This window comes from Flavipsychrobacter sp. (genome assembly GCA_041392855.1).
GTDB lineage: Bacteria > Bacteroidota > Bacteroidia > Chitinophagales > Chitinophagaceae > UBA5543.
Map to the genome: position 1 here is coordinate 804,196 of JAWKLD010000001.1, position 26,838 is coordinate 831,033.

Genomic DNA, 26,838 nt, shown 5'->3' on the forward strand with positions numbered 1-26,838 from the left:
ATGTTTGCTTAACGCTATGTTTAGAACTGGTTAACAGGAAGTTTGTTAACAGTTTGCCACTTATTAACAAAAAAGGGTAGCTAAAATAGCTGCCCTATATAATGTAATGTGATAGAAGAAGTGTATTAGTTGCTATATACAGCACCATATTGAGTGATGAGTAGTACCTTTCCTGTAGCAGGTGTGTAAAGAATAATCCTTTCGTCAAATTCCGGTTTCCAAATAGCTGTCCACGCGTTAATAAAAGGGAATTTGTTCATAGCGTCTACAGTGTCTTCATTCCAAATGATGTACATTTTTTCTGCATCCGCAAAATCGTATAGACTGAATAGATAGGCTATATCATAAATTACTTCTTCGTCATAATCGTCATATTCAAGGTTGTCTTCAATGGTAGCAAAAATATTACCGCGCTCGCTTGCGCCAGGTATATTGTTTCGTAGATGGCGTATGACTTTATCGCCTTCCATTTTGCTCAAGCTTTCAAACTCGGGGAATTTCTTATCGAATTGTGTTTCGTACTCTTCTATTTTAAACTGTTGCATGCTAATAGCTTTCTGCCAACAAAACTATATAATATCTTCTCTAAATGGTAGTGGTAGTGTACGACTGTTCTGTTTGTAGTTGGTATGTTTTATACATTTTTCTGTGCCAGTATATATTGATGCCAATTATACCAAGTATTATAATAACATATATAGCAGCAGCACTGTGGTAGTTTTTATAGAAATCGGTGTGTCTTATTAATAGCCACATTATAGTGCTTATTATACCTGCAAATGATATGGCATAGGTAAGTATATGTCCTAAGTAGTGTTGTAGCCGCTTTACATTTTTAGGCATTTTATATAAAAGTGCAGCCCATTTATCACTCTTGCCAAAGTATATGTAAGTAGTCACTTGTTCAAAACTTAACCCTTTTTCTTGAGGTAAGAGGTTGTATGGTTTGAAAGTAGCTATGTAATAGTTATAAATAATAAAAAGAGTAAGTAGGCTAACTATTAATAATATAGGCGACCAGCCAAACCCAAGTACTGATGCCAATGGGTTAGCTTCTTTTTCTAAGTCTGGTGTATGCTGATAAGTAGCATATACATCATAGCCACGAGAGAAAAGTATCCATGATGTTGTCAGTATAAATTTTAAAGCCTTACTCATTTAGTGTGGATTTTAAAATGAAAGTATTTTATATGCTTTAAATATATTCCTAATGCTTTCTTAAGGCAATGTTATAGTTATGAAATAATAGAAGGGCTACTGCATCTGCGCAATAGCCCCTCAACACTATATTATCTCTATGTCTTTTATCGTATCAAGGTAACGTTGCCTTGTTTATTGATTGTTCTGCCTGTTGGGGTAGTTGCTTCAATAGAGTATATGTACACACCCATTGGCTGTGGTTCTCCGTTAAAGCGTCCATCCCATCCTTGGTTAGCATCTTTTGTTTCAAAAACCTTTGTTCCCCAGCGGTTGTAGATAGCAAAGCTCTTCAATTCTATAGCGCCTCTGCCTACTATTTTGAAAGTAGCATTATTACCATTTCCTGGAGTGAAGGCATTTGGTAGTTTTACATAACTATCTTCAATCACAAGCACGTCTATAGAGTCTGTAGCCATACAACCACCTTCAGTACTTGCACGTACTATATAACGTGTGTTTACATCAGGAGTAGCCCTTGGATTACCAATGCTAGGGTTACTTAAACCTACAGTTGGGAACCAGCTATAGTACACGCAGTTACCTTCAGGATTCATATGGTAGGTTTCTTTCGGGTAAAGACGTATAGAATCTGGTAAGTGTAGTATTGCTTTAGGCTGTACTTTTATTTTTACACGAGCTGTATCCTTACAGTTATTGATATCTCTCGCATATACAGTATAAAGTTGGTTGGCTACAGGCCATACTTTTGGAGACATATCCTCAGTGCTGTTAATACTAATATCAGGACTCCAATAGTATTGTGTACCGGTCGGTACGGTCATTGCTATAATAGCTGTATCTCCCGGGCATATTGCCGTATCGTTTGATACATTGATAAAGTCGGCAGGGAAGACGTTTACAGTAACTGTATCTTTTCCTTCGCAACCAATAGATGTGCTTGCTGTAAGTATCAATGTAGTCGTGCCTGTACCTTTGAATATAGGGTTCGTAATTGCATCGTTATTTAGAGATGCTCCAGGTGTCCATTTGTAGCTATAGTTGGTATAGTTTGCAGGTGTAACATCTGCTGATAAGCTTGTGGTGTCATCAAAGCATATTGATTTGTCAGGATTAACAACTACAGATGGTATTGGTTGTACCTCTACTTTTAAGGTTGCTATACTGTCATCACAACCTGCATAGCTTGCTTTTACAGTATATGTATACTCGCCATGAGGAGCAGGGGTAAGTGATGGTGCTATAATATCCCTGTTAGACACAACACCCGAAGCTGCATCATCAGTCCATGTGTATTTGTATCTAGTGTCACCATTAGCACGTATTTGAACGCTTTGACCAGCACATATAATAGTATCTGGATTCTCTATATTAAATCCGTCCAAAACATCGATCATAATAGTGTCTCTGCCTTTACAGCTATTTACATTGCTGCCTATTTCTACATAGTAGGTGATATCTACAGGTGTAGTACTTGTAGGGTCTGCCTTGGTTGTAGAGCTTAAGTATGTGGTTGGGGTCCAATTATAGGTATAAGTAACACCAGTTGTGTTATCAGGTTTTACATCTAAAGCTGTAGGCTTGCCCGGGCAGGTGATCACATCATCCTGACCATCAAATTTAGGACCACTAAGTACATCTACTTTTACAGTATCAGTGTTGTTAGTACAGAAGGAAGATGCTCCTGAAGTAACTACATAAGTAGTTGTAGTGGTAGGTCTTGCAATTGGGTTAGCGATGTTTGGATTGTTTAAACTGTTAGGAGTACCTCCGGAAAGTATTGTCCATGTATAGTTTCCTCCTCCGGTAGCGCCTAAGAAAGCAGCGTCATTTTCACATATGCTGGTATCTGGCACAGCTTTGGTAGATGGCCATATATATATAGGTATGCTTATAGTATAGGACAATAATATGCCTGGCGGTTTACAGGTAGAATCTTTAATAGTAATGATAATATTATTAAGTCCTACATCTGCTACTGTAGGTGTCCAAGAGAAGCATGCCGTTACCGTATCTGTTCTTTGATTTTTATAGCTAATAGAAGCTGTTGGTAAGGATTGTTTTAAATTGTCTTCAAGTATGATAATTGCATCAGTGTCTGCTGATGTGACATCAAAACAAAATTCCATTTTCTGGTCTATGCAACCGTTAGCTTGGTTGTTGAGCCATTGTCCTCCTTTGATATCAATACTAGGTGTGTCAATTTTAGGTATTGTAGGGTTACATTGTAGTACTTGTACCTGTATATCTCTCATTATAGAGCCTAACAACTGTCCGTTACGGTATTCTCTTGTACGTATGGTCATTGTTTCAGCTCCTATAAGACTTGCTGTGAAGTTGATTTGTCCTGTGCTAGGGTTTAGTGAGAAAGAGCCGTTGGATTGTATAGGGTTTCCAGGAAAAGTAATAGCTGGGAAACCAGTAGGTTGAGCTCTTAATCCCATTAACTGCGCAGGGTTAGTACAGCTGTTGCCCGTAGGTGCATTCAATGGTCTTATTACTTCAGATACTAAAGAATCTCCATCAGCATCGATGGAGCCATTGTTGAATGTATATGGGGTATTTATGCATACATAAGGTATAGGCTTTATAGAAAAGTAAGGAGAGTTATTAGCCCATGTGTTAGCACTATTGAAGGTGGTTTCTACATATAGTTGTCCGCCACCTATGTTGTTACTTGTATTACGTGCATTGATCCATGCGGCAAACTTCCAAGAGTTGCAGGCTAAGGGTAGTGGTTCTATTACAGAGTACCACCATTCTTCATATCCGGGAACTGATGAGTTTGGGTTCTCACAGTCAGTTCTGGTCATAGAGCAACCACGTGATACTTGTGTCCCGTTTGCTACACCGGGAGGGATAGTACCTGTCCATCTTGTCATCACTCTATTATATGCTGTGTTAGTACAGTTGTTAAAGAAACAAAGGTTCACCGTGTTGGGTGGTGCAGCAGTAGCTGGCGTTCCGTTAGGATTTAAGGTACAGTCGCGGTAGAATTTAAAGAAGAATCTATATGTAGAGTCTCCCAGCCATTCGTATACGATCTCTGCACCCGAGGCATGTGTTGCCTTTGCCTGTTGTGGCAGCATAGAAATGCCCACAATGGCCAGTGTAGATAAAAGAATGAGTAGCCTGTTTTTCATAGGTTGCATATTGTATAGTTGTTGAATAATAGCCTTATTTTGTAGTGCAGTACTTCCTTTGTGATAGTACTGGTATATAGAAAGACGTAGCTAAAAATGCATTTGGTTTGGATGGAAAAAGCACATTAAAAAAACTTAATGTTGCGATTAACTTTTGGTTCTAAAACAGGTGGTTATCATTAATTATTAGTTACTCGAAAAGAGGTAGGTTAAAGAAAATAATTCGATATTAGCATATGCATAAAAAGCAATACTCTAAAAATAAGCAGGCTTCTTATCAAGAACCTTTAGACAGTCGAACGGCACAACAACTTTTAGAAGACCAGTTGTTATTATTGAAACTGATATATGATAAGTTGTCTTTATTGCAATATTTACGTGATGCTGACGATAAAAAGAAAGTATTAATAGAGCATAATGCTTATATGAAATATATGAGCGAATTACTATATAAGGGGCTGGTAATTGATTTTGTAGCATTGTTTGGTGGTGATAGATCGAAAGAGAAAAATAGCTTGCAGATGTATTATACCAATGCCTATAATGACACTATAGATGCTGATAAGCTAGGTGCAATACGCACTGCTTTGAGTAGGTATAAACCCATGAAGAATCCGATAAAAAGGCTAACCAATCTACGAGATAAAGAAGTGTCACATTATGACATTACTTCTACGGGTAATGCTCGTGTTACCATTCGTGTCAATTGGGAGATAGTTACAATTATGGAAGAGCTATTTAAAGTAGCTAAGAAAGTAATAGGGATAGGTATGGTATTGCCAGAAGATGCCTTTGATGCCACTGATAAGGTTGCAGCATTGGATGATATGGTTACTAGTATGGTAAAAGGGTAGACTGAATGATAAATATTAACCCTGTATTAATAACACAATTAACTACTGCTATGTGGGAGGAGAAACTCAACTTTTACGATAAACTTATTGCTACCAATAAGAAGTTCGAGCGTAAGGGCAAAACCATGCCCTACACATCAGCTAACGGATATATGTTTTCTCTATTCAACAAAGCTGGTGAGATAGGTATACGGCTGCATAAGGACGACTGTAAGAAATTTATGGAAGAACATAATACGACTATCTACAAGTCTTACGGAGCAGTAATGAAAGATTATGTGTTGATACCAGAGGAAATGTACGGCGATCTAAAACTGCTTGCCAAATACCTTGATAAGAGCTATGAATATGTGATGTCTTTACCTCCTAAGAAAGAGAAAAAGTAAAAAGCTATTTCCTCCTAGCGCCCTCCAAAATACTGTTTGCCAGTCCATATTCATCAAGTAGTTCCTGCATCTTTTGGTAGAAGGCATCACGATAATATTTAGGTAATTCGTGACTGTTGTCGAAGTACTTATGGTAGCGCTCCAATAGTTCAGGATAATGCTTGCTTACGGCATTTAGTATAAGCGTTTTGCTATCTGCTTTTTCATTGCCAAAGAGGGTGATGGTAGCTGGTAAAACATAGTCAACCCCAATATGCTTGAAGGTGGAATACATCAGCTCCAAGTGTTCCGTAGTGTCGGATATAAAAGGTAGCAGCGGCATCAGGCTTACTCCTGTCAGAAAACCTTTGGCAACAGTTTTTTGTAAAGCCGCTAAACGAGCCGATGGTAATGTGGCTCCCGGTTCAAATATCTTTCCTACTTTATTGTCAAGCGTAGAGAAAGAGTAGGATACGATAACACCTCGTTGCAGGTCGTCTTTCAAGTCGTTGGGTAATATCGCTGTTTGGTCTATTTGATGTAAGAGATCAAAATCTCTTTCTATCAAGTCTGATTTGGTAATGATGTGTACAGGGAATCTATGTTTGGCAATTACTTTAAGCGCTTGTCTGGTAAGCTGGTATTTCTTTTCTATCTGTAAGTAGGGGTCGGTAGCAGAAGAGAGAACTATAATACCGTATTGTCCTTTTTTAGCTCTATTAGCCAGTTGCTTGTCAAGTAGTGTTATGGCGTTTGTTTTTACTGATAGGGATGTCTCTAGGTTGGTACCATACTTGCTGCCTCTTATATAGCAGTACAAGCAGTTGAAGGAACAGCTACTATAGAGGTTTATGGTGTAGTCGTCCAAGAACCATGAATCTCTATGCTTCTTTTTATTGAGTATCGATGTTACTTCAATTTCTTTGGGCATAGCTATTACGGTTTAGTCCTATTTCTATTTTCTTACGGAACCAGTTAGCCACTTGCTCGGTATTGTTTATTTCTTTTTGGTGCTGTTGTATAATATCAGGGTGAAACTTTGCGGTAGTTTTTGCTGCCCAGCCCACGCCTTGCCTTATCTCTTTGTCTTTAGTGTTGGCCATGGTAAGTAGCAGCTGAAAGAGTTGTACCGCATGCTTTGCTTTAAGTCCTTTTTTTATAGCATAATGCCCGCCTGCTCCCAGCGAACGGATGACCCAATTGCTATCGCTTGTTGATAGTTTTTTGATGATAGGTAGTGTTTGCTCAGGGTAGTGGAGTAGCGCATAGCCATAGGTGCGCTCCCCAATAATATCACATACATACCACACATCTGCTAATGAGATATAATGAGTAGCCATCTCCAACGATTTCGAGAAATGTGTAGATAAGCGTTGTTGTAAGATAATACCTATCAATACATTCCCGCCGATGGTCTTTAGCTGTTCTATTTTAGTACAAAGTGGTATATGGTCTTCCTCGGGTAGTTGCTCATACAATAAGGTGGCAGCATGCTCCAACAAAGGGAACTTGATCTTTGCCGATAGAATATGCTCTTGTATAGCTGCTACACCTGCGTCAATACCCTTAGCGTTATAGACCTTAATGCAGGAATCTACTCGTTTAGTTACTTCAGGCTTTTTGGTTATTATTATCATATACCTTGTACAAAGGTATTATTACCCATTGACAACCGTATGTCAGTAAGTGCTATTGCCTTAAGATATTTACAGCTGCGCTTACATTGTCGGCAAAAGGTTTTACATAGTCAGGCATGCCTTCGGTACAATCTTCCATACTCCATGTGTAAGTAGTGCCATCTATTACGGTAGTCACCATATTACCACTACAGTCTGCTGTGTTGGGACTGCGATAAGACTTCCCGTTCTCTTTCAGTAAGGCTTCGGGTATTTGATTTAATAAGGACTTTACCTGATCGTATTTTGCCTGACTTAGTTTGTAGTCAAATTTATATTGCTGTACGTTGGGTTTGGTGTTGGTGGTGTCTTCATAAGCACCTGTGTTGTTAATAAGGTAGTAATGCGATGGTGTTGCAGCCGGTGCAAACCCTGGATGCGTGCCAATGATCATCTCGCTGGTGTTGCGGTTAGTAATGCCGTCGGTCGGTTTTTTACAAGATGTGGTTACAGCCGCTATAGCAATGACTGTAAATAAGGTGTATAGTTTCATATAGTTTAGTTTTTAGCATTTAGGAAGAACAAGTATTGTGCCATACCGATTACCATGTAGGGGTATTCAACCAATTGGTAAGATTAATGATCTCCTTTTTACCGTCGATAGTGATATCAAAGTCGAAATCAATACCTTCTTTGATAGAGGAAGGAGCAACCGTAATTGGTTGTAGTTTAATTATAGCGCCATTGGACAGGAGTTTGTCGTATGCCTTATAAATATGCTGATTGTTTTGATATTCGGTAGCTGCCATGGTGTAGTTCTTGGCTGTCTTTTTTCTGAAATCGTAGATATGTTTTAGTACTCCGTCTACCACAAGCCCGTCAACAGGAGGGTAAAGGGTTATTTTATCATTTGTCTGTGGTGTAGGCTCTTTTTTCAGCAGCGCTATACATTGGTCAATATGTTGTTGGTCATAAGCAGCAAAAGAATGTTTGCCTTCGGCTAAAATAAAGTAGGTGTGCTGGTTGAGCATGCTTTGCCTACGATATTCTACCAATAGAAATTCATAGGGTATGACTTTATCGTTTGTACAAGAGCTATACACAATGGTTTTACCCATGCCGTCGTAGTGGTTCACTTTTTTATAATAGTTGCCCAGTTGTGGGTATCCGTTGAAGAGGAGTAGCCCTGCATATTGTTTGGGATTGTTGTAGAAAAAGCGATAAGCCCCTGTACCCCCATCGGAGAAGCCAGATATGATTATCCGTTCATAATCCTTACCATAGGTAGCTACTATTTGGTTGATGTATAACTCTCCTTTGTCCTCCAGCCAGTTATACTCATTGTAGGCAATAGGCAGTATCACGTCGTAGCCTGCATTAGTAGCAGCGGGTAAAAAGTACTGATTGCCCTCGAGTAGGTCGACAGTTGGCACAAGTGTAGGCTTTGTGCCTTTAAACTGGCTGACACCGCCATGCATGTATAGGATCAGTCCTGCTTTTTCAGACTGCTTCGTGTCAACTTTATGGTAGAGCAGATAATTATCTTCTATTTTAATAGAATCAACTGTGCTTGCCTGAGTGTTGAGAAAAGGAAGAAGGAGCAGTAGCGAGCAGACGAATTTCATGAAGTGTTATTATTATAGATAGACCCTCTAAAATACAAGTATTATGCCAGTATGGTGGATATACTAAAACGTTATTATTATAGTTCTAGTAGTATTATCTTCATCTGCCATAGCAACAACAATGAACAGATACCTGCCCTTATTACTCATATGCATACTAGCTGGCTGCGGTTTGTGTACCGACTTGGAAAATATACAATGGTCGGCAAATATGGACGGTGCTAAAAAAAGAGGGGTGTTTCTTAAACGGTATGAGCTGGTTTCCATAAGTGGTACTGAAACAGTGATAGGAGAGGCTTGGCTGGAACAGCAATGGTATAATTATGTAAAGGCGTTCACCATAGATATGGTGTTAGACACAGGATATTCCTTTTGCTTCACAGTAGAGAAATACGATACAACACAAATTAACTTCCACCATCCTTGGGGATCACCTAAAGGTTCATGGCCTATATGGAGCGTTGACACCAAGGGGTATATTAACTCCAAGTACGCCGACCCTCGACTATTTAATACTTTGTTACATGTGCGACAACTATCCTTAGTAGATACTGTAGGTATAGATACGCTTTCCTTTATTTTATTGGAAAGAACATGGAATGACAGCCTAGGCACAAATGTTGAAACGCCTTATGGTGAGATGATGTTCAGAGCGGTAGAATAACTAGAGATGTATGGTGTCTATATGTGTTATACTATCGTCTAGTTTGTAGAGGAGGAGTACTCTATTGAATTCGGGTTGTTCAACAAAGTCAAGGTCTTCATTATGTTCTGTAGTAGGTATTACCGTGTCCTCGGTTGTTGCTTCAACCTTGTGAGTGAGTGCATATATGAGTATGGCTAGCCAAATGGCAGTTAAAAAACTAAATATGATAGTTAATGATTTCTTGTGTTTACTAATAAAAGGAGCAAGTGTATAATCTAGGATTTTATATTTGTTATAAGCATATAGTAATTGCTGGTTAGCTAAAAGTTGATCACTAACGCTTTCTATTTTTGCAGCACTGTCATGCACATCAGCATACTGCCAGTAGTCTTTGGGCACACCGTAGTGAAAAGTGGCTTGGTCAATACATTCTTCTGGAGACTTGCCTTTGTGTTTGCCTATCTGAGTAAAACCCTTGTGTACTGTTAGTTCGCATATTCTGTAGTATACACCTTTGTGTGTATCGGTGAGGTGTTCCTCTATACGTAGTGTATATGGGTCGTATCCTAATGTTCTGGTAATGATGCGCATAGGGTAGACCTAAATTACAGAAAACAGTTTAGCTGTCCCAACTACCCTAAAACTAAGACACAATACACCTTCTTTGCGGTACATTTTTTCAGTCCGCCTACCGCCATTCTGTCAATATGACACGGTAAGGGCTATTGGAACGGGGATTGATTAGGTACTAGCATAACTATAAAAAGTAAAAACATAATAGATATGCAAGAAAAAGGTACTATTTCCATACATACGGAAAACATCTTTCCCATTATTAAGAAGTTCCTTTATTCGGATAATGAGATATTCCTTCGTGAGCTAGTGTCTAACGCTACCGATGCCGTACAGAAGCTAAGACGTCTATCGTCTCTTGGCGAGTACAAGGGCGAGCTACCTACACCAATGGTAGAGGTGAAGCTGGATGCTGAAAAGAAGACCATTACTATTTCAGATAATGGCTTGGGGATGACGGCTGAGGAGATCAAGAAATACATCAACCAAATCGCCTTCTCTGGTGCTACAGAGTTTGTAGAGAAGTTCAAAGAAGCTAAAGATGCCAATGAGATCATTGGTAAGTTCGGTTTGGGTTTCTATTCTGCTTTCATGGTGGCAGACACGGTGGAGATCAACACACTTTCTTATCAAGAGGGTGCAGAAGCGGCACGTTGGGAGTGTGATGGTAGTACTAGCTTTGAGATAAGTGCAGGTAGCCGTGATACGGTAGGTACTGATATTATACTACATGTGAACGAAGAGAGCGAAGAGTTTTTAGAAGAGTATAAGCTGAAGCAAATATTGGATAAGCATTGCCGTTTCTTACCAATACCTGTAAAGTTTGGTACGAGAACAGAGCAAGAGCCTGATGGTGAGGATGAGGAAGGCAAGCCTAAATACAAGTCGGTAGAGTTGGATAATATCATCAACAATACCGCTCCTATCTGGACAAAAGCGCCTAGCGACCTGACAGACGAAGACTACCTGAATTTCTACCGCGAGCTATATCCGATGACGGAAGACCCGCTATTCTGGATACACCTGAATGTAGACTATCCATTCAACCTGACAGGGGTATTGTACTTCCCTAAATTGAAGAAAGACTTCAACCCAATGCAGGAGAACAAGATCAAGCTTTTCTCTCGTCAGGTATTCATTACCGATGAGGTGAAGGAGATCGTACCGGAGTTCTTAATGATGCTACACGGGGTGATAGACTCTCCGGATATCCCGTTGAACGTATCGCGTAGCTTCTTACAGGCAGATGGTAATGTGAAGAAGATAAATAGCTACATCACTAAGAAGGTGGCTGATAAATTAGCAGAGCTATTCAAGAGCGATCGTGAGGGCTACCAGTCTAAATGGCAAGATGTTGGTCTGTTTGTGAAATACGGTATGGTGACTGATGAGAAGTTCTACGAGAAGGCCACTAAGTTTGCCCTGTTGAAGAATACGAAGAACGAATTCTACACACTAGACGAATATAAAGAGAAGGTAGAGCCTACACAGAAGAATAAAGAAGAGCAGTTGGTGTACTTATACGCTACCGACCCTGAGAAGCAAAACTTTCAGATACAAGCGGCGGCTAAAAAGGATTATGATGTATTGCTTATGGATTCTCCTATCGATAATCACTTTGTGAGCTTCATGGAGCATAAGCTGGAGAAAATAACCCTAAGACGTGTAGACTCTGATACGATAAACAACCTCATCAAAAAAGAAGATGCTGTAGCTCATGCGTTAACAGAAGAAGAAACAAAGATGGTGACCGAGATATTCAACAAAGCCATCAACAAAGGGGAGACCATGAAGGTAGAAGTAGAGAGCATAAGTGCAGACGAACTACCTGTAACGGTGACAATGGACGAGATGACCCGCCGTATGCGTGAGATGGCACAAATGAACCCAAGCATGGCTATGTTTGGTGCTATGCCGGAGAGCTACAAAGTAGGGGTGAATGGTAATCATGAGCTGATTAGCCGTATACTAAAGGCAGAGCAGGAAGATGATAGGGTACGCATTGCCCGTCATGCATTCGACTTGGCATTGCTATCGCAGGATATGCTAAAGGGTGAGGACTTGACCAACTTCCTCAACCGTAGTGTAGCCATGATGTAAGTATTGTTTTTTAATGGTTCTATAAATTTAAAGCCCCTCGTAAGGGGTAACTATATACTACTTGGGACAAGGGTAGGCAAATAAAAAACAGCGTGTTATTCGCTGTTTCCCCCGTTTTCAAACTTGTAAATATTACTTGATATTTTTGATAGTAAATCTATTGGAGCATCTATATTGCCATCTTTCACCCAAGAGCCTTTACCTTTTGTGGATTGCAAAAGTTCATTTTTAATATTAATACCTTGCCGCTTATCTTCAAAGGTGATATAATAATCTTTCCATTCAACCCGTCCTCTCCCTTCTCCTTCTATTCTTTCTTCTGTACGATATTTGAAGCTATATTCCTTCTCTTCAAAAGCAAAATGTAATTCAATCATATCTTTTTCTTCTTTCTTACCTCCAAAGCTCATACCCACCATTTCCTCAAAAGTGCCGTCAAACTTCACCTTTTCTTCGTACTTATCAGCACGTTCTTTCTTTTTATTGTCTTTATCGTTACTCATATAAAGCAAATTTAATTAATATCTGGTACTATTGTTGTACCTTTGTAGTTGAAACAGGAAAGCCTCGTAGAAACGAGGCGACCACCGCGAATGGTTCTTTTCCTGTGGACTGTAAACGACTTACAACGGGACGGCGTGTATTGTTTAGCTTATGAGACTAACAACGTACCGTAACTCTAATGTGGTCGGCAGTATATGTTGGCTGCCCTAATCTGTTGTAGTTTCGTTCCTTGGTCATCTTAAATACGGGCAATTAATTTTGCCCTTTCTTATCTTTTCTTATCTTTGTAGCATTAAGAGTCTGTTTCGACAGTCTTTAAATTTTAGCAAATTATAATACCGATGTAACTACATCGGTATTTTTTATATTGTTAATGAAAGTGATTCTATCTGCAATTTTAGTATTTCTATATCTTTTACGTTTATATCATTTGGAAAAGACAAATACGCATGTTTGCCCTCTGTAAGTTTTATGGTTAATTTATCGTGATTTGTTGATTCTGTTAATAGTAATTGGTTGGTCTGCGTAGTTACAGACGTAGAGGGTGTATTTATTTGCGAATCTTTAACGATAGATTCCTGCTCTTCAATAATAGTGCTATCGTCTTCAATCTCCTCTACTTTATTGGCTTTAACGGAATTTAAGTATAATATATTCCCGTCCTTAATACATCCTAACTCATTAAGATTTTTTATGAATATAGTAGCGGCTTTGTCTGCGGCATTACTTTTTATATTGTAATTCCTCACCAATATATTAGCTAGCCCACTTTTGCTTGGCAAGGCTTTATTATTGAACTCATTTATTAAACTTTTATATAAATTGGGCTCAAGCAAGCACTCCTTGTATAAATCGTCTACATTTTCATTAGGCAATGGTCTTGATATTTTTTTAAATAGTGCAGAAGGTTTATATCCTTCACCTTTTTTCAAATCTAATAAATTGTATTGAACGCAAGAACCGAGAAACATAAGGAATGCACCACCCTTTTTACCTACATTATTAACTATATCTTCTTGTGGAGTATAAACAACATCGGTAAACTCAGTATCGATGTCTTGCACCAAATCAAAGCATTTATTTATGATATAGGATGGATACGGAGAGCTACGCGTACGCTTACTTCGGTACGAACTTGATTCCTCATTTTTGGGTATGTTTTTATCTGTTTCAGTATTCATTGATATAATCTTTAAATTTTAGCATTGTAAAGATATGTGTTTTTTTATGTTGCAAACAAATATTTATCCTTAACTATCTCAATAAATGCTGAAAGCACTTACTGTAAAGGCTATAAATTTTGGAATGATATAGATTGATGAAAAAATCTACGCTTATTATTAGGTAGTTAACGGGACAAGTTGTATATTTGTATCACAAACTAATCAAATGCAAAGCCAGTTCAAGAACTTACAACAGCTATTAGACTTCTTCAAAGACGAGGACTTTTGTAAAGAGTGGTACGCTCAACAGCGTTGGGGAGGCAATCCTGCTTGCCCTCATTGTGGTTGCATCAACCCGTATGTAACTAATAGAGGTTATAAGTGCCGTGAAAAGACTTGTCATAAGAAGTTCAGCGTAACCGTTGGCACTATCTTTGAAAACTCTAAAATCGGTCTTAGAACTTGGTTTGCTGCTATGTTCCTTTGCACTACATCTAAGAAAGGTGTAAGTAGCATACAATTATCAGAAACATTGGGTATTACACAAAAATCAGCATGGTTTGTATTACACCGTATTCGTGAAATGCTAAAAGACAATAGCACTGACCAGTTGACTGGTGAAGTTGAGATTGATGAAACTTACATTGGTGGTAAGGAGCGTAACAAACATAAATCAAAGCGTAAAAGAGTAAACGGTTATACTGGCAAAACTCCTATGGTAGGTCTATTGCAGCGTAATGGTAATATGGTATTACGTCCTGTTACTACAGGTTATGCTAACGGTGCTGCAATAAAACCAATAGTACGTGAGATTGTAAGCAAAGATGCTACCATAATAACAGACGGGTTTGGTGCTTATAGTGGTTTACATAAAGAGTTCAAACAACATGAGATTGTAAACCATGAAAAAGAGGAATATGTAAGAGGTAAATTCCATACAAACTCTATTGAGGGCTTTTGGTCAATCTTAAAGCGTGGTATCTATGGTATATATCATAGTGTATCAGTAAAGCACCTAAACAACTATTGTAGTGAGTTTGGATATAGATATAATACTCGTGATTTAACAAGCGTAGAACGCTTTAAAAATGCTGTATTAAAGGTCTCTAATACACGTGTTACTTATAAAGAGTTAATAAGAAAATAAAATCATATAAAAAATAGATACACCAATTAGTGTACCTATTGAAAGGATAGTTAAGCAAAGTGAACTTTGTATCTAACTAAAAATATTTTACATGATTGACTTAACAATCAAAACATGCGGTTCCCCTGCATGTCCTATCATTGAGGCAAAAGTTACATTTCAACAGGCTTTAGCTATTATTTTGCTTGTAACTGTAACTACTATAAGTGTAACGCACTTATTAATGAATAGGTAGAGAAAAGGAGGTGTAATAGCCTCCTTTTTTATTTATCATTATAGGGGTATATAAGCCATATAAAACACCTAGCCATGAGCCTACATAGCCTATACAACTTGCTCCGCTTCTTCATGATTAGCTGCTAAGACGTATATATTATTATCAATGTTCTCTAACTTATCAGATAAGTTGATAAATAGCTTTATTAATTCTGAAACTCCTAGCATTATCACTAGTATAAACAGTGATATTAGCACTCCTACAATTACCAATACCACGATGCCAAATGTTGAATACAAAAGCCTAGGTTCAATATTGTATTTAATGTATTCTAAGTGAGATAAATAAAGTCCGTATGTTGCTACTAATAGTACTGCTACATTTGAAATAAAAACTATCCATGCAAAAAAATTAATAGCTTTTGCAATGGTTCTAAGTGCAGAAAATTTCATAATATTTTATTTATATAGTTTAATTAGCTTTCCAGATTTATAAACATGCCGTTTTGTTTCTCCTATTACTTCAATACGGGATGAATAATCAGGCTGTATGTCAATCTTTACCCTGAAATAAGTGCTTTCTGCTTCAATATGTACTTTGCCTTTATTTTGACTATACTTGGTTATATCGCCTCTAAAATTAATGTCAGGATAATTAGGGTTGAATGATGGTACTAATACCAATCCTAGTATTCCATTTTGCTTATCAATAGCATAAGACGCAACAGGCCACATATTAGATAATGGATAATTCTTTGTTAGGTTTGGTGTTATTCGAGTATATGTACCACCACTATATGTATAGTGGTCTTTATTTAGCTGTTTTAATGATTGAATAATAGCCTCCCTTTCTGCTATATATTTGTCAAGTATAGTGTTACTTTCATGTTTTTTAGGCGGGTTAGGGTTTATTAATTGAGGTCTATCTTCAGGGGATAATTCATTAAGGTGATAAATCTTAGTAGTATCATTTCCTACATAGCTATACCCCTCTATTTTATTTAATCTGTCTTTTTGGTAAAACTTATAATTATAAAATGAAGGGTAGTTATTTATTCTTACCTCAAATGAATCATGCCCGTATATAGATAAACTTCCGTCTATAATGTCATCTAATTCCTTGTTGTTTTCAATTTTCTTGAAATAATAATCAACCTCTATAATATTGCTATTTTTTACTTGGGTAGCCCCAGTAACTTTATATCCTGAATAAATTATACGTTGATTATTATTCTCTGGGTCTGCAAGTGCTAAAAATATAGTTTTATTCAACCTATCTACTAAACAAATAGAAGACCCCTTCACTTGTTTTACAAAGTCGATGGTTCTTTGTTCCTGATTTAATTTAGTAACCGTTGCAGATTGGTAATAATAATTGTCTTGTAATATTGAACTATTAAAAAAATCAGCGATTGCCTTATCGCTATCAATAATGTAGCTATTTGTTTGACAAAAGGAAATAAAAGGTAACACCACTAATAGCAATGCTAGTAGCTGTTTCATAATTGTGGTTATTTTGAGTTAAAAAATAGCGTAGCCGATATTCTTATGCTACTCAAGGCTAACCACAGCCTACATTGCAAAAAGACACAGCTACGCCAATACAGGCGTACCATATGACCATACTTTGCAATGCTTCTCATTTGTGGTTATTCAGAGTAGCAAGTACGATTAACGATACTACACAACAAATGTAACAACTATTGAAATACTATTTAGGGTGTTTATACTCTATTTTATGAAATATACTAACTGTATTTTTCGGCATGGAGAACCGAATAATTGCAAATCATGAGGATATGAGAAGTAAGCTTGACCTCATACTAAAGCTATTGTATAAACATTCCCATATTAACGAATCAATATGCATAGAAACATTATTACATAAAGCCCAACAAGAAGATAAATCGTTTTCAAAAGATGGAGCTTCCGAAATACTAAATCAAATATTAGTCAAACTATTGAAGGACGGATACGCAACAATATATTACATGTCAACTCCAATTGATGAACTATGTTTTACCGATTGGATAATAACATTAGAAGGTATCGCATATCATGGAGAAGGAGGATATACAGGCAAGTATAATAGCAGAAAACTGTTAAAGTTTAAAGATATTTCTGTTATTGCGTTAACATTACTTATAGGGGTAGCGACTGTATATACTTCATGGCTTCAGTATGGGTTGCAGAAGAAAGCTTTTCAGGAAGAACAAAATAAACATAATAATTCAGTGCCATCATTACAATTAAAGCCAATGACATCAGACAGCACAATACAATCACCAAAAAATCAAAACAAAACCACCAAGGGCGTTTCATAATCTATTAATTTTTATTAAAATTTATTTGTCCCAAGTAGTATATAGTTCCCTCGTAAGGAGGGGCTTTTTTATGTGGTATTATGATCGCTTAACTATTATTGAATAGTAAGTTTCTCTTTATGTAGTTGTTCTCTACCGTCACTAATAGTGATTAAGTAAAGACCCGGAGCTACATCAGGTAAAGAAAGTGCTCTTTGGTTGTTTAGTAATTCAGCACGTCCTTTATATAGGTTGCCCATATGTTGTCCTTGAATATTGATCAACTCAACAGTAATATTAGCCTCTTTATCTATAGCAGATGAAAGGTTAACAAAAACATGGTCGTTAGTTGGGTTAGGGAATACTTTAGTTTCACTAGCTTCCATAATGTTCTTTACAGTAGCGCCATTTTTATAGCTAGAGATACCCGGAGGAGAACTATAATCTTGACAAATCAATTCTACTGGATCGTCATATACGTTTTGAACAATTGCTGCATTTGCATCCCATAAAACTAACGGGTCGTTGTTTGTGGACGAAGCTACAGCCATTACTTCCTCTTCATAGAATGTAGGGTCGCAGTCATGTTCAGGGCCACAAGTAAGTGGTGCATCTGGTAAGCTATAAAAATCATTGTCTGCAGCAGTATAAGCAAAACCTAATATATTACTGCCACTACCATCAGGCTGATATTTTGGTGTGTACATAATTACCTCATCGTCCCCATTATTAGGATTAGCAAGATTGCTGAAATTTCTAGCAGCAAATTCAGTATTATACCATACAGAATTGGATAAGCCACCACCTAAGTAAGCGTAGCCACCAGTACCTGTTGTGCTGTTAAAAGAGGTCCATTGACCAGGGTTTGTTGCAGGAGGTGGGATGAACTTTGGCGTAACTCTAACTTTGTCGCCAGGAGCAGCCCAGTAGTCTACGTGTAAGTCTACCAGAAAGGCGGTCATGTTGCTCATTGATGGTTTGTAGAATGTAAAATTACAATCCTCTGTTTGAAACCCTGAGATCAGGAAATGCCCCGTACGTGCAGTTTGTGTGCCAATAGGTGTTTGGCCATAAGTAGGCATGATCTTCATACCCCAATATTCTCCATCAATAGTGTACATGGTAGGTGTGGCACTAGGCAGGATGAAAAGGTCTGCATGAAGTCTGTTTACCCACATGCCATATGCAGAGTAAGGGTATTCTCCTCTGTCTGATATATAGAACTTATTTCCTAGTTGATATTTATAGTTGAATGGTGCAAGTGCATTGCTATGTTCCATTAGTCCGATGCTGTATTCATTTTCTCCTTGTTCTTCTATCTTTTTAGACATATATGGAAAGTCTGCTTGGATGGCAAGAGTTACAGGGTTCAAAACAAGGTTCATTGCAGCACTTCTATTATATTCAGTATTGGGGTCTCCGGGGTTCAGTGGGTTAGGTTGCTCTCCGTTCACACTTCCTGATACCATTACATGGTCGATATACGAACCGGATGTGATCCAGTCTAAATGCATGGCTATATCAAAATCATATTGTCTGCCGTTAAAGTCACCAGGGCTAGGTATAATGGTAGTGCCTGTTGAGCGGTAGTTAAATGTAATATTGCCTAACACGCTTAGCTGATTATTACTAACATCCACAGCTATAACAAATGCTTTTTTGTCGTGTTTATAGTCTGGTTGATTGGGCAAAGAGGTGTTCTCTGTTGTAGCAGTACCACATATATAAAGTATCTCATAATTATTTGATAAGTAAGTGAACTTTTTATACAATGTATGAGTCGGGTACAACTCAAAATCTAACAAGCCATTACCGTCACTATTATCCCATATGTCTAACGCGTCTAATACATTACCATATAGGTCTGTTCTCATAACTGTGATAAAGTCGTTCTGTATATTACCTACCCATGGACAAGGAATACATATGGTTGGCGTAGAGCCATCACGTTCTCTACTTTGGCAAGTAATCAGCATTTCGTCATCAAACCCCGGTATTTCTACGGCTTCGAGGTCAACTACTTTCATACTGGTTCTATCTATGTTAGGATGAGAGCCTATTCTTGCCAAGTGGTTATAGCTTACTGATGCTAGTTTGCCTCCTAGTTCATGCATCAAAATATAATGTGCATCGGTTTCGGCACTTGTATAATATATCGTGCCAGCCATAGCAGAGGCATCAGGAGTGGGTTGAAAAGGGAGGTTGGTAGTATTGTACAACATCTCTGTAGAGTATTGCTTTACATCATCAGTAAAAGGGAAAATTGTTTTCCAGCGGTTGGGAGTTTGTGCTATTGATGAATAGCTAACAAAAACGCATAATGCGCCAAGCATACCTTTGGATAGGTATTGGTTTATTCTTTTCATTTTTGATGGTTTTAGGTTGAAAAAAAGGAGGTAATCGTATCTATTTTCAGGTGCGTGTATGAAATACGTCAGACGAAGCCGGAGCTATACAGCCGGAATAGAAATAGCATAAAAGAAGTATATGCCTTAAAGTTCAATGGTGATTTGGTGAACATTTGGTGTTGTTTATAGGCAATACGAATATATTTTTTTTAGTATTAAGAAAAAATTAAATTTCAGATAGCTGTTTCGTAAAGTATGTATTCTTGCTATAGTAATTTTTGTTGTAGCTACATGAGTTTTTTAAGAATAAAGCGCTGAAAGACATTGCCACCTTAGCTATCAGGAATTTTAGTAGAAGGTCATGGTAGTGTAATAGATTTTTTGTTGCACTGTTGCACTGTTGCACTGTTGCATGTTGCACTGTTGCATTAGGACTGGTTACTTTTTTACAACCTCGTCATTTCGACGAACGAGGTACGAGGAGGAGGAATCTATTCTATAAAGATACAGATGTCTCTCTTCGTTCGACATGACACGAATTATTGTTTCACTATTGCATGTTTCACTGTTGCAACTCGGCAGGTTCTCTTTTTATAATTGGCTGCTTGTTATAAAATATATACCTTCATTAATATTAAAACCTTTCATATGAAACTATATATACCCTTACTGTTAGGCCTTTTTGTAATTACTACTTCCGTTAATGCTCAGATAAACCCTAAAGTATTTGATGGAATGCCTAAGGACTCTACAGTCTTTCATTTTGCGGTTACCGATACGATAGTTAAAGACACCTCCAAGTTTTATATACAGCGTACTACCAAAGACTCACTTTGGCAAATAGGCACTACGCAGAAAAAATTCTTCGCGGCAGGTGGGCATACCAATGCAGGTATTATGACGGATAGTACCAATAAATATCCCATCAATGCCAATGGTGCATTTGTTATCAACCTAGATAGTATATACGGGTATTATTTTAACCCGATAATCACCTTCAAGCATAAGTACCAGACCGATAGCGGTAAAGATGGAGGCTATATAGAGTTCTCCAACGACTCGGGCAAGACCTGGAATAATATAGCAGGAGATTGTAATGTAAGTAACTCTGTAGCAGAAGGTGTGATCACCCAAAATATATATACGGATAAGGATACCTTACAAGATGGTACGCCTGCCTTCTCGGGCACAAGCAATGGCTGGCAAACGAGTAGGTTTCAGTTCTTTCATGGCTTTCCTTTGCGTACTACAGGTACTGGTGGCCCTCAATGTGTGAAAAGAGGAATACAAATAAGATTCAAATTTGTGAGTGATGCTACTGCCGACACGCTGGATGGCTGGATAATAGATGAGATAAAGGTAGAGCTGGACGAGTTTGGAGGTAGTGTAGGTAGTATAAAGAATAATGGCGCTTTGGAGCTATATCCCAATCCTGCTACAGGCGTAGTGCATCTACCAACACTATATAGGCAAGAGGAGTATCGCATACAGCTATACGATATACTAGGCACTAAGGTGCAGGAACGCGTATATACCAACAAGCTAGATGTGAGCACCCTTCAGCGAGGGTTGTATTACTACCGCGTCAGCAACGATATATATCTATATACAGGCAAGCTCCTGCTAGAGTAAGGTGAAAAAAGTAACCAGTCGTAATGCAACAGTGCAACAGTGCAACACGCCACAGTGCAACAGTAGTTCGTCATGTCGAACGAAGAGAGACATCTATAATTTATGCTGTAGGCAGATTGCTCACCACTAAAGGGTTCGAAATGACTTGTGTCGTACTGTGATGCAAAAAGTAAACGGTTGTACTGCAACAGTGCAACATGCAACATGCAACAGTGCAACAGTACCCTCACGTCACTGCGAGGCACGAAGCAGTCTCACATAATATCTTGAGCGTACCAACCTGTATTCACAATAGCGGTGATGCAAAAAGTAAACTGTCGAGTTGAAACAGTGAAACATGAAACAGTGCAACAGCAGTGGGCTATTCACCTACGCAAAAGGGTAGTTCGCCGATTAACCGTTGGTTACTTTACCGTATCTATAAATCTTGCACCGTATGAAAGCTGTCGTTTACCGCGAATATGGTGCGCCCGAGGTGTTGCAATATGTGGATGTACCCATCCCCGAGCCTAAGGCAGAGGAGGTCTTGATAAAGATACATGCCTCCACCGTTACACTGGGCGATTGCGAGTTGAGGGCTTTTCGCTTTCCTGCATTTGTGTGGCTGCCTGTGCGCATAATGTTCGGTATCTTTCGGCCTAAGCGACGTATACTGGGGCAAGAGCTGGCGGGTACTGTGGCGGCTGTGGGCGAGCGCGTCACTAACTGGACTGTGGGCGATGAGGTAGTAGCACCTACACTCTTCACACTAGGGGCACATGCGCAGTTTGTATGCCTGCCTGTCAAATACCCAATTATCAACAAGCCCACTAATATGAGCTTTGTCGATGCAGCAACCATACCTACAGGTGGTATCAATGCCTTACATTTTTTAAGAAAAGCCAATATAAAACAAGGAGAAAAAGTGCTGATAATAGGTGCAGGAGGTAGTATAGGTACCTATGCCGTGCAGCTGGCCAAATACTATGGGGCAGAGGTGACGGCGGTAGATAGGGGCAGTAAGCTGGAGATGCTTAAAGCCATTGGTGCCGACCATGTGATAGACTATGTATCGCAAGACTATACTAAGGAGAAAGCCGCCTATGATGTGATATTTGATATAGTATGTGTGGAGCGACTATCGAAACTTACCCGAATGCTACTACCGCACGGCAGGTATTTAGCGGGCAACCCGGGTTTGTCTCGCATACTAGCAGCAAAACTCATCAACTACCAAACCAAAAAAGTAATAACAGGTATGGCAGCCTATAAGCAAAGAGATATGGAAGAACTGAAAAGACTAGTGGAGGCAGGGCATATTAAAGCAGTAATAGATAGAAGCTATCCGCTATCCCAAACGGCAGAAGCACATAGATATGTAGACACAGGGGCGAAGGCGGGTAATGTTGTTATCAATAATTTAGCAGTATCATGAAGGCGGTAGTATATCATAAATATGGAACAGCCGATGAGCTCACCTATACGGAGGTAGACAGACCCATGCCAAAGGATAATGAAGTGTATGTGAAAGTACATGCCTCATCCATCAACTCTTGGGATTGGGACTTGCTACAAGGTAAACAGTTCATGGTGAAGTTGATAGGAGGGTTCAACAAACCTAAGCGCACTATACTGGGGGCAGATGTGGCAGGTGTGGTGGTAGCAGTGGGTAAAAATGTAACTCGCTTCAAGATAGGTGATGAGGTGTTTGGCGATATGAGTGGTTACGAATGGGGTGGTTTTGCAGAGTATGTATGCACCAAAGAAGACACGCTGGCACATAAGCTGCCGAGCATGAGCTTTGAAGAAGCAGCATCGTTGCCACAGGCAGGTGTGCTGGCACTACAGGGGCTGCGAGACAAGCACCAAATAAAACCAGGAGATCAGGTACTGATAAACGGTGCAGGTGGAGGAGTAGGTACACTGGGTTTGCAATATGCCAAATCGCTAGGGGCTACGGTGACCTGTGTAGATAAGGGTAGTAAGCTGAAGATGTTACAGGAGCTGGGTGCCGACTATGTGATAGACCATACACAGGAAGACTATACCCGCAATGGCAAGCAGTACGACCTGATACTGGACAATGTAGCCCATCGCTCTATATACGACTACAGAAGGGCATTGACCCCTACAGGTACTTTTGTGTATGTGGGTGGTAATATGGGTAGGCTGCTGTTGCAGTTCTTGTTCGTTGCGCCATTCTTGAATATGCTGGGCAAAAAGAAACTCACCATACTGGCACACAAGCCCAACCCTAAAGACTTGGAAGAGTTAAATAAACTCTACGCACTAGGTAAGGTTGTTCCTGTAATAGATAAGCTATTCCCGCTCAATAAAACACGAGAGGCGTTTGAATATTTTGGCTTGGGCAACTATAAAGGAAAGGTGGTGATAACGGTGTAGTTATTAACTTTAATAAATACTTGAACCAAGAACAACTACTATATCAAGAACTGAAAGCACAGCTTAAGACAAGCACAGGTACACAACGTACTGCTTGGGCTAGGTATATAGTGGAGCATAACATCAACCTAAAGGCACTAACCCCTCTACTGCAAGAAGAAGAGAAGACGGCGATGAGGATGGCATGGTTGCTAAGTGATGTTGGGTTATGTGATAAAGAAAAGTTGTTCGATGTATTACCATGCCTCTTTAGTATAAGAACTACATGCGTAGCACCGGGTTTTGAACAACAGTTTGCGAAATACTGGCGTATAGCGGGCATACCCGAAGAGGATAAAGGCTTGGCTATTGACTATATGTTTCAATGGTTGGTAGCGCCTGAAGAGAGTACACATATTAAGACCGTTTCTCTAGAGGTTTTATATCAGGTCACTAAAGAATATCCCGAACTGAAAAATGAATTGCAGCTCTGCCTAGAGCAGCAGCCCGAAGATATAGATGTATCGTTGAAGAAGGCGATAAAGAAAGTGCAAGCTTTATCACAAAAAAATAGAGCAGAGCCATAATAGCTCCACTCTTTATGTAGATAGAAAAGAAACTGCTTTATTGCACTGATACTACAGGGCAATTAACAGTAGCCACTCCTGTTCCTTTCAATGTTAGTGCCTGCGCTGTAGACAGGTTGCTCACGCTGTTAAAGTCTGCATTGTCATACACGTTCACACTCCATAGTGGTGAGTAACCAGCATCTGCAGGTACAGTTGCAATTACGTTGTGTGTTTGGTCACTTCCCATCTCTGTTACAAAACCAGAACCCGGTCCACCACCTGTCATATCAGGGTTGATGTTGAAAGTGACATAGATAGGTGATAATGGCACTGCATTACCTTTCAATGCTTTTTCTTCAAAACTGAAATAGTAAACCACTTTGTCTTTATACCAACCGCGTACTAAAGCGCTGCTACCACCACCAAACTTTTTGCTTGCTGTAGACCCTTTAGGTACGACAGGGCAATTCACCAGCATATCTGTAGTTGTAGTGGTATAGCCTTTGTTAAGTATCTCGCTATAGCTAGTTACGCTATTGGCAACATAGTTGTCAGGCACAGTTACTTTCACTACTTGCCAAAAATCGTTGTAGCCTGCATCGCCGGGTATTACATTGATGATGTTGAGCTGACCATCTACAGGAGCAGTAGCACCATCTTTAAATAACACATATATAGGTGCAGGTGTAGTAGGCATTACATCGAAGTTGTAATATTCTACCTTCATGCCGTTTGGTCCTAACCCTTTGGTGATGAACGGAGCCATATCGAAGTTGATAGCTGCATTTGCCGCAGGTAAACCGTTGTTGGCATCTCTTACGAACAACATACCAGCCGAGCTACTAAATCTATCTACCGAAACCACTTCTGCAGTATTAGGATCTTTGCCTTGTGTTGTAGTTGTAGTTGGTGTTGTCGTATTGTCTTTTTTACATGCAGTAGCTAATATCGCTAGTGCAGAGAATAATAAAATGTTTCTTTTCATAACAGTAAATATTGTTTCTACAAAGTTGCCGAAGACAATACAAGTTATGTTGCACTATTCTGTAGCTAAGCTGCACTATTCCGTATAACTTTTCTATAGTTCTCCGGAGTAATAGTACATTGTTTTTTAAAGAACCTATTGAAGTAGGCAGGGTCGTTAAAACCTAGGTCGTAGCTTATTTCTTTTACCGAGTTGTTGGTAGTGAATAGCTGCTTTTTAGCGCTAATGATTATTTTATCGTAAAGAAGTTCTGTGAAGGTTTTGCCCGTATGTTTTGAGATGAGTTTGTGCAAGCCACTTTCAGACAGGTATAGTTTGTCGGCGTAGAACTTTAGTTTTCTTTCCTCTTTATAGTGTGTGTTGATCAATTGTCTTAATTCAATGATCTTGTCCTGCTCTATAGATTGGGCATTGCTTATCTCATGGTTCGATAAAGACTTTTTTATTCTTACTGCATGCACTAAGAATTGTTTTATATGGCTCTCCAGCATGTCTACACTTCCTATAGTGGTGTCTTCTATTTCAGCACACATCTGCTGTATCTTATTGTTGAAGTATGATAAAGCTTCTGTACAGATGCTAAGCATCGGTGGGTCGAAGATGCTATTGAACAGTATACCATTGCAACCTATTTCAGAATCATGCTTCTCTATACAAAATAGGTCTGCGTTAAATTGTATCACCGTCGCGTTTTGCGGTACTTTGTCTGTAAAATGCAGCGGTTGGAAGGGGGCAATGAAAAATAGCGTATTGCCGTTAACTATGTGCTCTCTATCGTTGATGGTCAAGCTTGTGTTTTGGCAGTCTAGTAATATAATGCTGAAGTACTGATTGCGGTACTCATTTTTTTGCAACATGTTGCTAATGGTATCGCTTATCGTCAATACACATACGGGATGTTTTAGTTGGCATTGCATATCCTGAATTTTTCTATCTATACATAAACATTTTATAGGGGATATAAGTGAGCAGTTATCAGGCTGCAACAATAAAATACCATAAAAAATATCCTTAGTACTATAGCGAATTGGATGAATCGGGATATTGGTCTGCCCAAACAGATGGCCTTTTGTGTAAATGACAAAAGCATGACTTAAGACGTAACTACAACATAAAAAAAGCCGAACAGTAATATGCTCGGCTTTAAATAGCGTTATGTATTTGGTTGTATTAGTACCCTAATTCTATTTCTTGCTCATAGGCATGTACCAGTTTCTCAATAGCAAAATCATGATCGTTCACATCCAGTTCTTGGTTGGTATAGTTTACTGCGTCTAGTTCTTCCCAGTCCATATCGTTGAGGTCTGGCTCATAGCTACTACGGTTTATCTGTAGTTCGTAAACATTAAGTTCCGCATCCCACGCCAGCATCAGGGCTTTGTTCTCCTCTTCATTAGCCCATACTATATGTAGTTGGGTATCATCATCAGAGAGTAGATCCTCTTGCATCAATACATAGTATCCCTTGCCTATCAGCTTCTCTGTAAGGTGCCCCGCCAGTGTTCGGTATATTTGTTCTGCTATGGTCAT

General features: G+C 38.9%; 26 protein-coding genes. 10 read left to right on the forward strand and 16 right to left on the reverse strand.

From position 1 onward, the window contains the following. Window positions 1–125 precede the first annotated feature (125 nt). From R2800_03900 to R2800_03910, 3 genes are all read right to left on the reverse strand, one after another. Window positions 126–545 (reverse strand): hypothetical protein, encoded by a 420-nt coding sequence (locus R2800_03900; protein ID MEZ5016169.1) that lies wholly within the window; start codon window positions 543–545, stop codon window positions 126–128. 40 nt (window positions 546–585) lie between these two features. After that, window positions 586–1,158 carry a hypothetical protein gene (locus tag R2800_03905; GenBank protein MEZ5016170.1) on the reverse strand — a complete coding sequence of 191 codons (573 nt, stop codon included), beginning with the start codon at window positions 1,156–1,158 and terminating at the stop codon, window positions 586–588. Between the two features lie 146 nt (window positions 1,159–1,304). Beyond that, window positions 1,305–4,301 (reverse strand): gliding motility-associated C-terminal domain-containing protein, encoded by a 2,997-nt coding sequence (locus R2800_03910; GenBank protein MEZ5016171.1) that lies wholly within the window; start codon window positions 4,299–4,301, stop codon window positions 1,305–1,307. 236 nt (window positions 4,302–4,537) lie between these two features. On the opposite strand from R2800_03910, the gene R2800_03915 reads away from it, so the two are divergent. Continuing rightward, window positions 4,538–5,155 carry a hypothetical protein gene (locus R2800_03915; protein MEZ5016172.1) on the forward strand — a complete coding sequence of 206 codons (618 nt, stop codon included), beginning with the start codon at window positions 4,538–4,540 and terminating at the stop codon, window positions 5,153–5,155. Window positions 5,156–5,160: 5 nt separating this feature from the next. Next, window positions 5,161–5,541: a hypothetical protein gene (locus tag R2800_03920; GenBank protein ID MEZ5016173.1), complete on the forward strand. Its 381-nt coding sequence runs from the start codon at window positions 5,161–5,163 to the stop codon at window positions 5,539–5,541. A 4-nt stretch (window positions 5,542–5,545) separates the two neighbouring features. Here the strand turns inward: R2800_03920 and R2800_03925 are convergent, their stop codons facing one another. The 4 genes from R2800_03925 to R2800_03940 are packed head-to-tail and all read right to left on the reverse strand — an operon-like array spanning window position 5,546 to window position 8,761. After that, entirely contained in the window at window positions 5,546–6,451 is a 906-nt protein-coding gene (locus R2800_03925) for a radical SAM protein (GenBank protein MEZ5016174.1), read from the reverse strand. Next, window positions 6,435–7,157 (reverse strand): DNA alkylation repair protein, encoded by a 723-nt coding sequence (locus tag R2800_03930; GenBank protein MEZ5016175.1) that lies wholly within the window; start codon window positions 7,155–7,157, stop codon window positions 6,435–6,437. The genes R2800_03925 and R2800_03930 overlap by 17 nt, the downstream gene beginning before the upstream one ends. 52 nt (window positions 7,158–7,209) lie before the next feature. Further along, a complete protein-coding gene (locus R2800_03935; protein ID MEZ5016176.1) occupies window positions 7,210–7,689 on the reverse strand; it encodes a hypothetical protein in 480 nt (159 codons plus the stop codon). A 49-nt stretch (window positions 7,690–7,738) separates the two neighbouring features. After that, the gene (locus R2800_03940; GenBank protein MEZ5016177.1) at window positions 7,739–8,761 is read right to left on the reverse strand and encodes a hypothetical protein; all 1,023 of its coding nucleotides are present in this window, start codon (window positions 8,759–8,761) and stop codon (window positions 7,739–7,741) included. A gap of 121 nt (window positions 8,762–8,882) precedes the next feature. Here R2800_03940 and R2800_03945 point away from each other — a divergent pair, with 121 nt between their 5' ends. Further along, complete coding sequence (locus R2800_03945) at window positions 8,883–9,425, forward strand: hypothetical protein (GenBank protein MEZ5016178.1); 543 nt, start codon at window positions 8,883–8,885, stop codon at window positions 9,423–9,425. Here the strand turns inward: R2800_03945 and R2800_03950 are convergent, their stop codons facing one another. Continuing rightward, window positions 9,426–9,998: a hypothetical protein gene (locus R2800_03950; protein MEZ5016179.1), complete on the reverse strand. Its 573-nt coding sequence runs from the start codon at window positions 9,996–9,998 to the stop codon at window positions 9,426–9,428. Window positions 9,999–10,190: 192 nt separating this feature from the next. Between R2800_03950 and htpG the strand changes: the two genes are divergently transcribed. Further along, window positions 10,191–12,080, forward strand: a complete 1,890-nt coding sequence (gene htpG, locus R2800_03955) for a molecular chaperone HtpG (GenBank protein MEZ5016180.1) — start codon at window positions 10,191–10,193, stop codon at window positions 12,078–12,080. Between the two features lie 95 nt (window positions 12,081–12,175). Here the strand turns inward: htpG and R2800_03960 are convergent, their stop codons facing one another. Together R2800_03960 and R2800_03965 are read right to left on the reverse strand one after the other, a co-directional pair. After that, window positions 12,176–12,583, reverse strand: a complete 408-nt coding sequence (locus R2800_03960) for a hypothetical protein (GenBank protein ID MEZ5016181.1) — start codon at window positions 12,581–12,583, stop codon at window positions 12,176–12,178. Between the two features lie 363 nt (window positions 12,584–12,946). Then, the gene (locus tag R2800_03965; protein MEZ5016182.1) at window positions 12,947–13,765 is read right to left on the reverse strand and encodes a hypothetical protein; all 819 of its coding nucleotides are present in this window, start codon (window positions 13,763–13,765) and stop codon (window positions 12,947–12,949) included. 208 nt (window positions 13,766–13,973) lie between these two features. Between R2800_03965 and R2800_03970 the strand changes: the two genes are divergently transcribed. Next, the gene (locus tag R2800_03970; GenBank protein ID MEZ5016183.1) at window positions 13,974–14,894 is read left to right on the forward strand and encodes an IS1595 family transposase; all 921 of its coding nucleotides are present in this window, start codon (window positions 13,974–13,976) and stop codon (window positions 14,892–14,894) included. A 324-nt stretch (window positions 14,895–15,218) separates the two neighbouring features. Here the strand turns inward: R2800_03970 and R2800_03975 are convergent, their stop codons facing one another. Together R2800_03975 and R2800_03980 are read right to left on the reverse strand one after the other, a co-directional pair. Then, the gene (locus tag R2800_03975; GenBank protein ID MEZ5016184.1) at window positions 15,219–15,563 is read right to left on the reverse strand and encodes a hypothetical protein; all 345 of its coding nucleotides are present in this window, start codon (window positions 15,561–15,563) and stop codon (window positions 15,219–15,221) included. A gap of 6 nt (window positions 15,564–15,569) precedes the next feature. Further along, window positions 15,570–16,613, reverse strand: a complete 1,044-nt coding sequence (locus R2800_03980) for a hypothetical protein (GenBank protein ID MEZ5016185.1) — start codon at window positions 16,611–16,613, stop codon at window positions 15,570–15,572. Between the two features lie 263 nt (window positions 16,614–16,876). Between R2800_03980 and R2800_03985 the strand changes: the two genes are divergently transcribed. Then, complete coding sequence (locus tag R2800_03985) at window positions 16,877–17,434, forward strand: hypothetical protein (GenBank protein MEZ5016186.1); 558 nt, start codon at window positions 16,877–16,879, stop codon at window positions 17,432–17,434. A 95-nt stretch (window positions 17,435–17,529) separates the two neighbouring features. Here R2800_03985 and R2800_03990 read toward each other — a convergent pair whose 3' ends face one another. Then, window positions 17,530–19,779 (reverse strand): T9SS type A sorting domain-containing protein, encoded by a 2,250-nt coding sequence (locus R2800_03990; GenBank protein ID MEZ5016187.1) that lies wholly within the window; start codon window positions 19,777–19,779, stop codon window positions 17,530–17,532. 630 nt (window positions 19,780–20,409) lie between these two features. On the opposite strand from R2800_03990, the gene R2800_03995 reads away from it, so the two are divergent. The 4 genes from R2800_03995 to R2800_04010 all read left to right on the forward strand — a co-directional run bounded on the left by R2800_03995 (window position 20,410) and on the right by R2800_04010 (window position 24,341). Further along, a complete protein-coding gene (locus R2800_03995; protein MEZ5016188.1) occupies window positions 20,410–21,393 on the forward strand; it encodes a T9SS type A sorting domain-containing protein in 984 nt (327 codons plus the stop codon). A gap of 436 nt (window positions 21,394–21,829) precedes the next feature. Further along, a complete protein-coding gene (locus R2800_04000) occupies window positions 21,830–22,807 on the forward strand; it encodes an NAD(P)-dependent alcohol dehydrogenase (GenBank protein MEZ5016189.1) in 978 nt (325 codons plus the stop codon). Then, window positions 22,804–23,775: an NAD(P)-dependent alcohol dehydrogenase gene (locus R2800_04005; GenBank protein ID MEZ5016190.1), complete on the forward strand. Its 972-nt coding sequence runs from the start codon at window positions 22,804–22,806 to the stop codon at window positions 23,773–23,775. The genes R2800_04000 and R2800_04005 overlap by 4 nt, the downstream gene beginning before the upstream one ends. 20 nt (window positions 23,776–23,795) lie before the next feature. Continuing rightward, a complete protein-coding gene (locus R2800_04010) occupies window positions 23,796–24,341 on the forward strand; it encodes a hypothetical protein (protein MEZ5016191.1) in 546 nt (181 codons plus the stop codon). Window positions 24,342–24,378: 37 nt separating this feature from the next. Here the strand turns inward: R2800_04010 and R2800_04015 are convergent, their stop codons facing one another. The 3 genes from R2800_04015 to R2800_04025 form a co-directional block, all read right to left on the reverse strand. Next, a complete protein-coding gene (locus R2800_04015; GenBank protein ID MEZ5016192.1) occupies window positions 24,379–25,308 on the reverse strand; it encodes a hypothetical protein in 930 nt (309 codons plus the stop codon). Window positions 25,309–25,373: 65 nt separating this feature from the next. Next, on the reverse strand, window positions 25,374–26,225 hold the full coding sequence (locus R2800_04020; protein MEZ5016193.1) for an AraC family transcriptional regulator: 852 nt from the start codon (window positions 26,223–26,225) through the stop codon (window positions 25,374–25,376). A 253-nt stretch (window positions 26,226–26,478) separates the two neighbouring features. Continuing rightward, window positions 26,479–26,838: a hypothetical protein gene (locus R2800_04025; GenBank protein MEZ5016194.1), complete on the reverse strand. Its 360-nt coding sequence runs from the start codon at window positions 26,836–26,838 to the stop codon at window positions 26,479–26,481.

What these genes read in the sequence shown, in the direction of transcription:
- R2800_04020 (MEZ5016193.1), bottom strand. Translation starts at nt 26,225, where the DNA reads ATGCAATGCCAACTAAAACATCCCGTATGTGTATTGACGATAAGCGAT.
- R2800_03930 (MEZ5016175.1), bottom strand. Translation starts at nt 7,157, where the DNA reads ATGATAATAATAACCAAAAAGCCTGAAGTAACTAAACGAGTAGATTCC.
- R2800_03915 (MEZ5016172.1), top strand. Translation starts at nt 4,538, where the DNA reads ATGCATAAAAAGCAATACTCTAAAAATAAGCAGGCTTCTTATCAAGAA.
- R2800_03975 (MEZ5016184.1), bottom strand. Translation starts at nt 15,563, where the DNA reads ATGAAATTTTCTGCACTTAGAACCATTGCAAAAGCTATTAATTTTTTT.
- R2800_03935 (MEZ5016176.1), bottom strand. Translation starts at nt 7,689, where the DNA reads ATGAAACTATACACCTTATTTACAGTCATTGCTATAGCGGCTGTAACC.
- R2800_03940 (MEZ5016177.1), bottom strand. Translation starts at nt 8,761, where the DNA reads ATGAAATTCGTCTGCTCGCTACTGCTCCTTCTTCCTTTTCTCAACACT.
- R2800_04025 (MEZ5016194.1), bottom strand. Translation starts at nt 26,838, where the DNA reads ATGACCATAGCAGAACAAATATACCGAACACTGGCGGGGCACCTTACA.
- R2800_04015 (MEZ5016192.1), bottom strand. Translation starts at nt 25,308, where the DNA reads ATGAAAAGAAACATTTTATTATTCTCTGCACTAGCGATATTAGCTACT.
- R2800_03920 (MEZ5016173.1), top strand. Translation starts at nt 5,161, where the DNA reads ATGATAAATATTAACCCTGTATTAATAACACAATTAACTACTGCTATG.
- R2800_03985 (MEZ5016186.1), top strand. Translation starts at nt 16,877, where the DNA reads ATGGAGAACCGAATAATTGCAAATCATGAGGATATGAGAAGTAAGCTT.
- R2800_03995 (MEZ5016188.1), top strand. Translation starts at nt 20,410, where the DNA reads ATGAAACTATATATACCCTTACTGTTAGGCCTTTTTGTAATTACTACT.
- R2800_03910 (MEZ5016171.1), bottom strand. Translation starts at nt 4,301, where the DNA reads ATGAAAAACAGGCTACTCATTCTTTTATCTACACTGGCCATTGTGGGC.
- R2800_03925 (MEZ5016174.1), bottom strand. Translation starts at nt 6,451, where the DNA reads ATGCCCAAAGAAATTGAAGTAACATCGATACTCAATAAAAAGAAGCAT.
- R2800_04005 (MEZ5016190.1), top strand. Translation starts at nt 22,804, where the DNA reads ATGAAGGCGGTAGTATATCATAAATATGGAACAGCCGATGAGCTCACC.
- R2800_04000 (MEZ5016189.1), top strand. Translation starts at nt 21,830, where the DNA reads ATGAAAGCTGTCGTTTACCGCGAATATGGTGCGCCCGAGGTGTTGCAA.
- R2800_03990 (MEZ5016187.1), bottom strand. Translation starts at nt 19,779, where the DNA reads ATGAAAAGAATAAACCAATACCTATCCAAAGGTATGCTTGGCGCATTA.
- R2800_03945 (MEZ5016178.1), top strand. Translation starts at nt 8,883, where the DNA reads ATGAACAGATACCTGCCCTTATTACTCATATGCATACTAGCTGGCTGC.
- R2800_03965 (MEZ5016182.1), bottom strand. Translation starts at nt 13,765, where the DNA reads ATGAATACTGAAACAGATAAAAACATACCCAAAAATGAGGAATCAAGT.
- htpG (MEZ5016180.1), top strand. Translation starts at nt 10,191, where the DNA reads ATGCAAGAAAAAGGTACTATTTCCATACATACGGAAAACATCTTTCCC.
- R2800_03960 (MEZ5016181.1), bottom strand. Translation starts at nt 12,583, where the DNA reads ATGAGTAACGATAAAGACAATAAAAAGAAAGAACGTGCTGATAAGTAC.
- R2800_03970 (MEZ5016183.1), top strand. Translation starts at nt 13,974, where the DNA reads ATGCAAAGCCAGTTCAAGAACTTACAACAGCTATTAGACTTCTTCAAA.
- R2800_03900 (MEZ5016169.1), bottom strand. Translation starts at nt 545, where the DNA reads ATGCAACAGTTTAAAATAGAAGAGTACGAAACACAATTCGATAAGAAA.
- R2800_03905 (MEZ5016170.1), bottom strand. Translation starts at nt 1,158, where the DNA reads ATGAGTAAGGCTTTAAAATTTATACTGACAACATCATGGATACTTTTC.
- R2800_03980 (MEZ5016185.1), bottom strand. Translation starts at nt 16,613, where the DNA reads ATGAAACAGCTACTAGCATTGCTATTAGTGGTGTTACCTTTTATTTCC.
- R2800_03950 (MEZ5016179.1), bottom strand. Translation starts at nt 9,998, where the DNA reads ATGCGCATCATTACCAGAACATTAGGATACGACCCATATACACTACGT.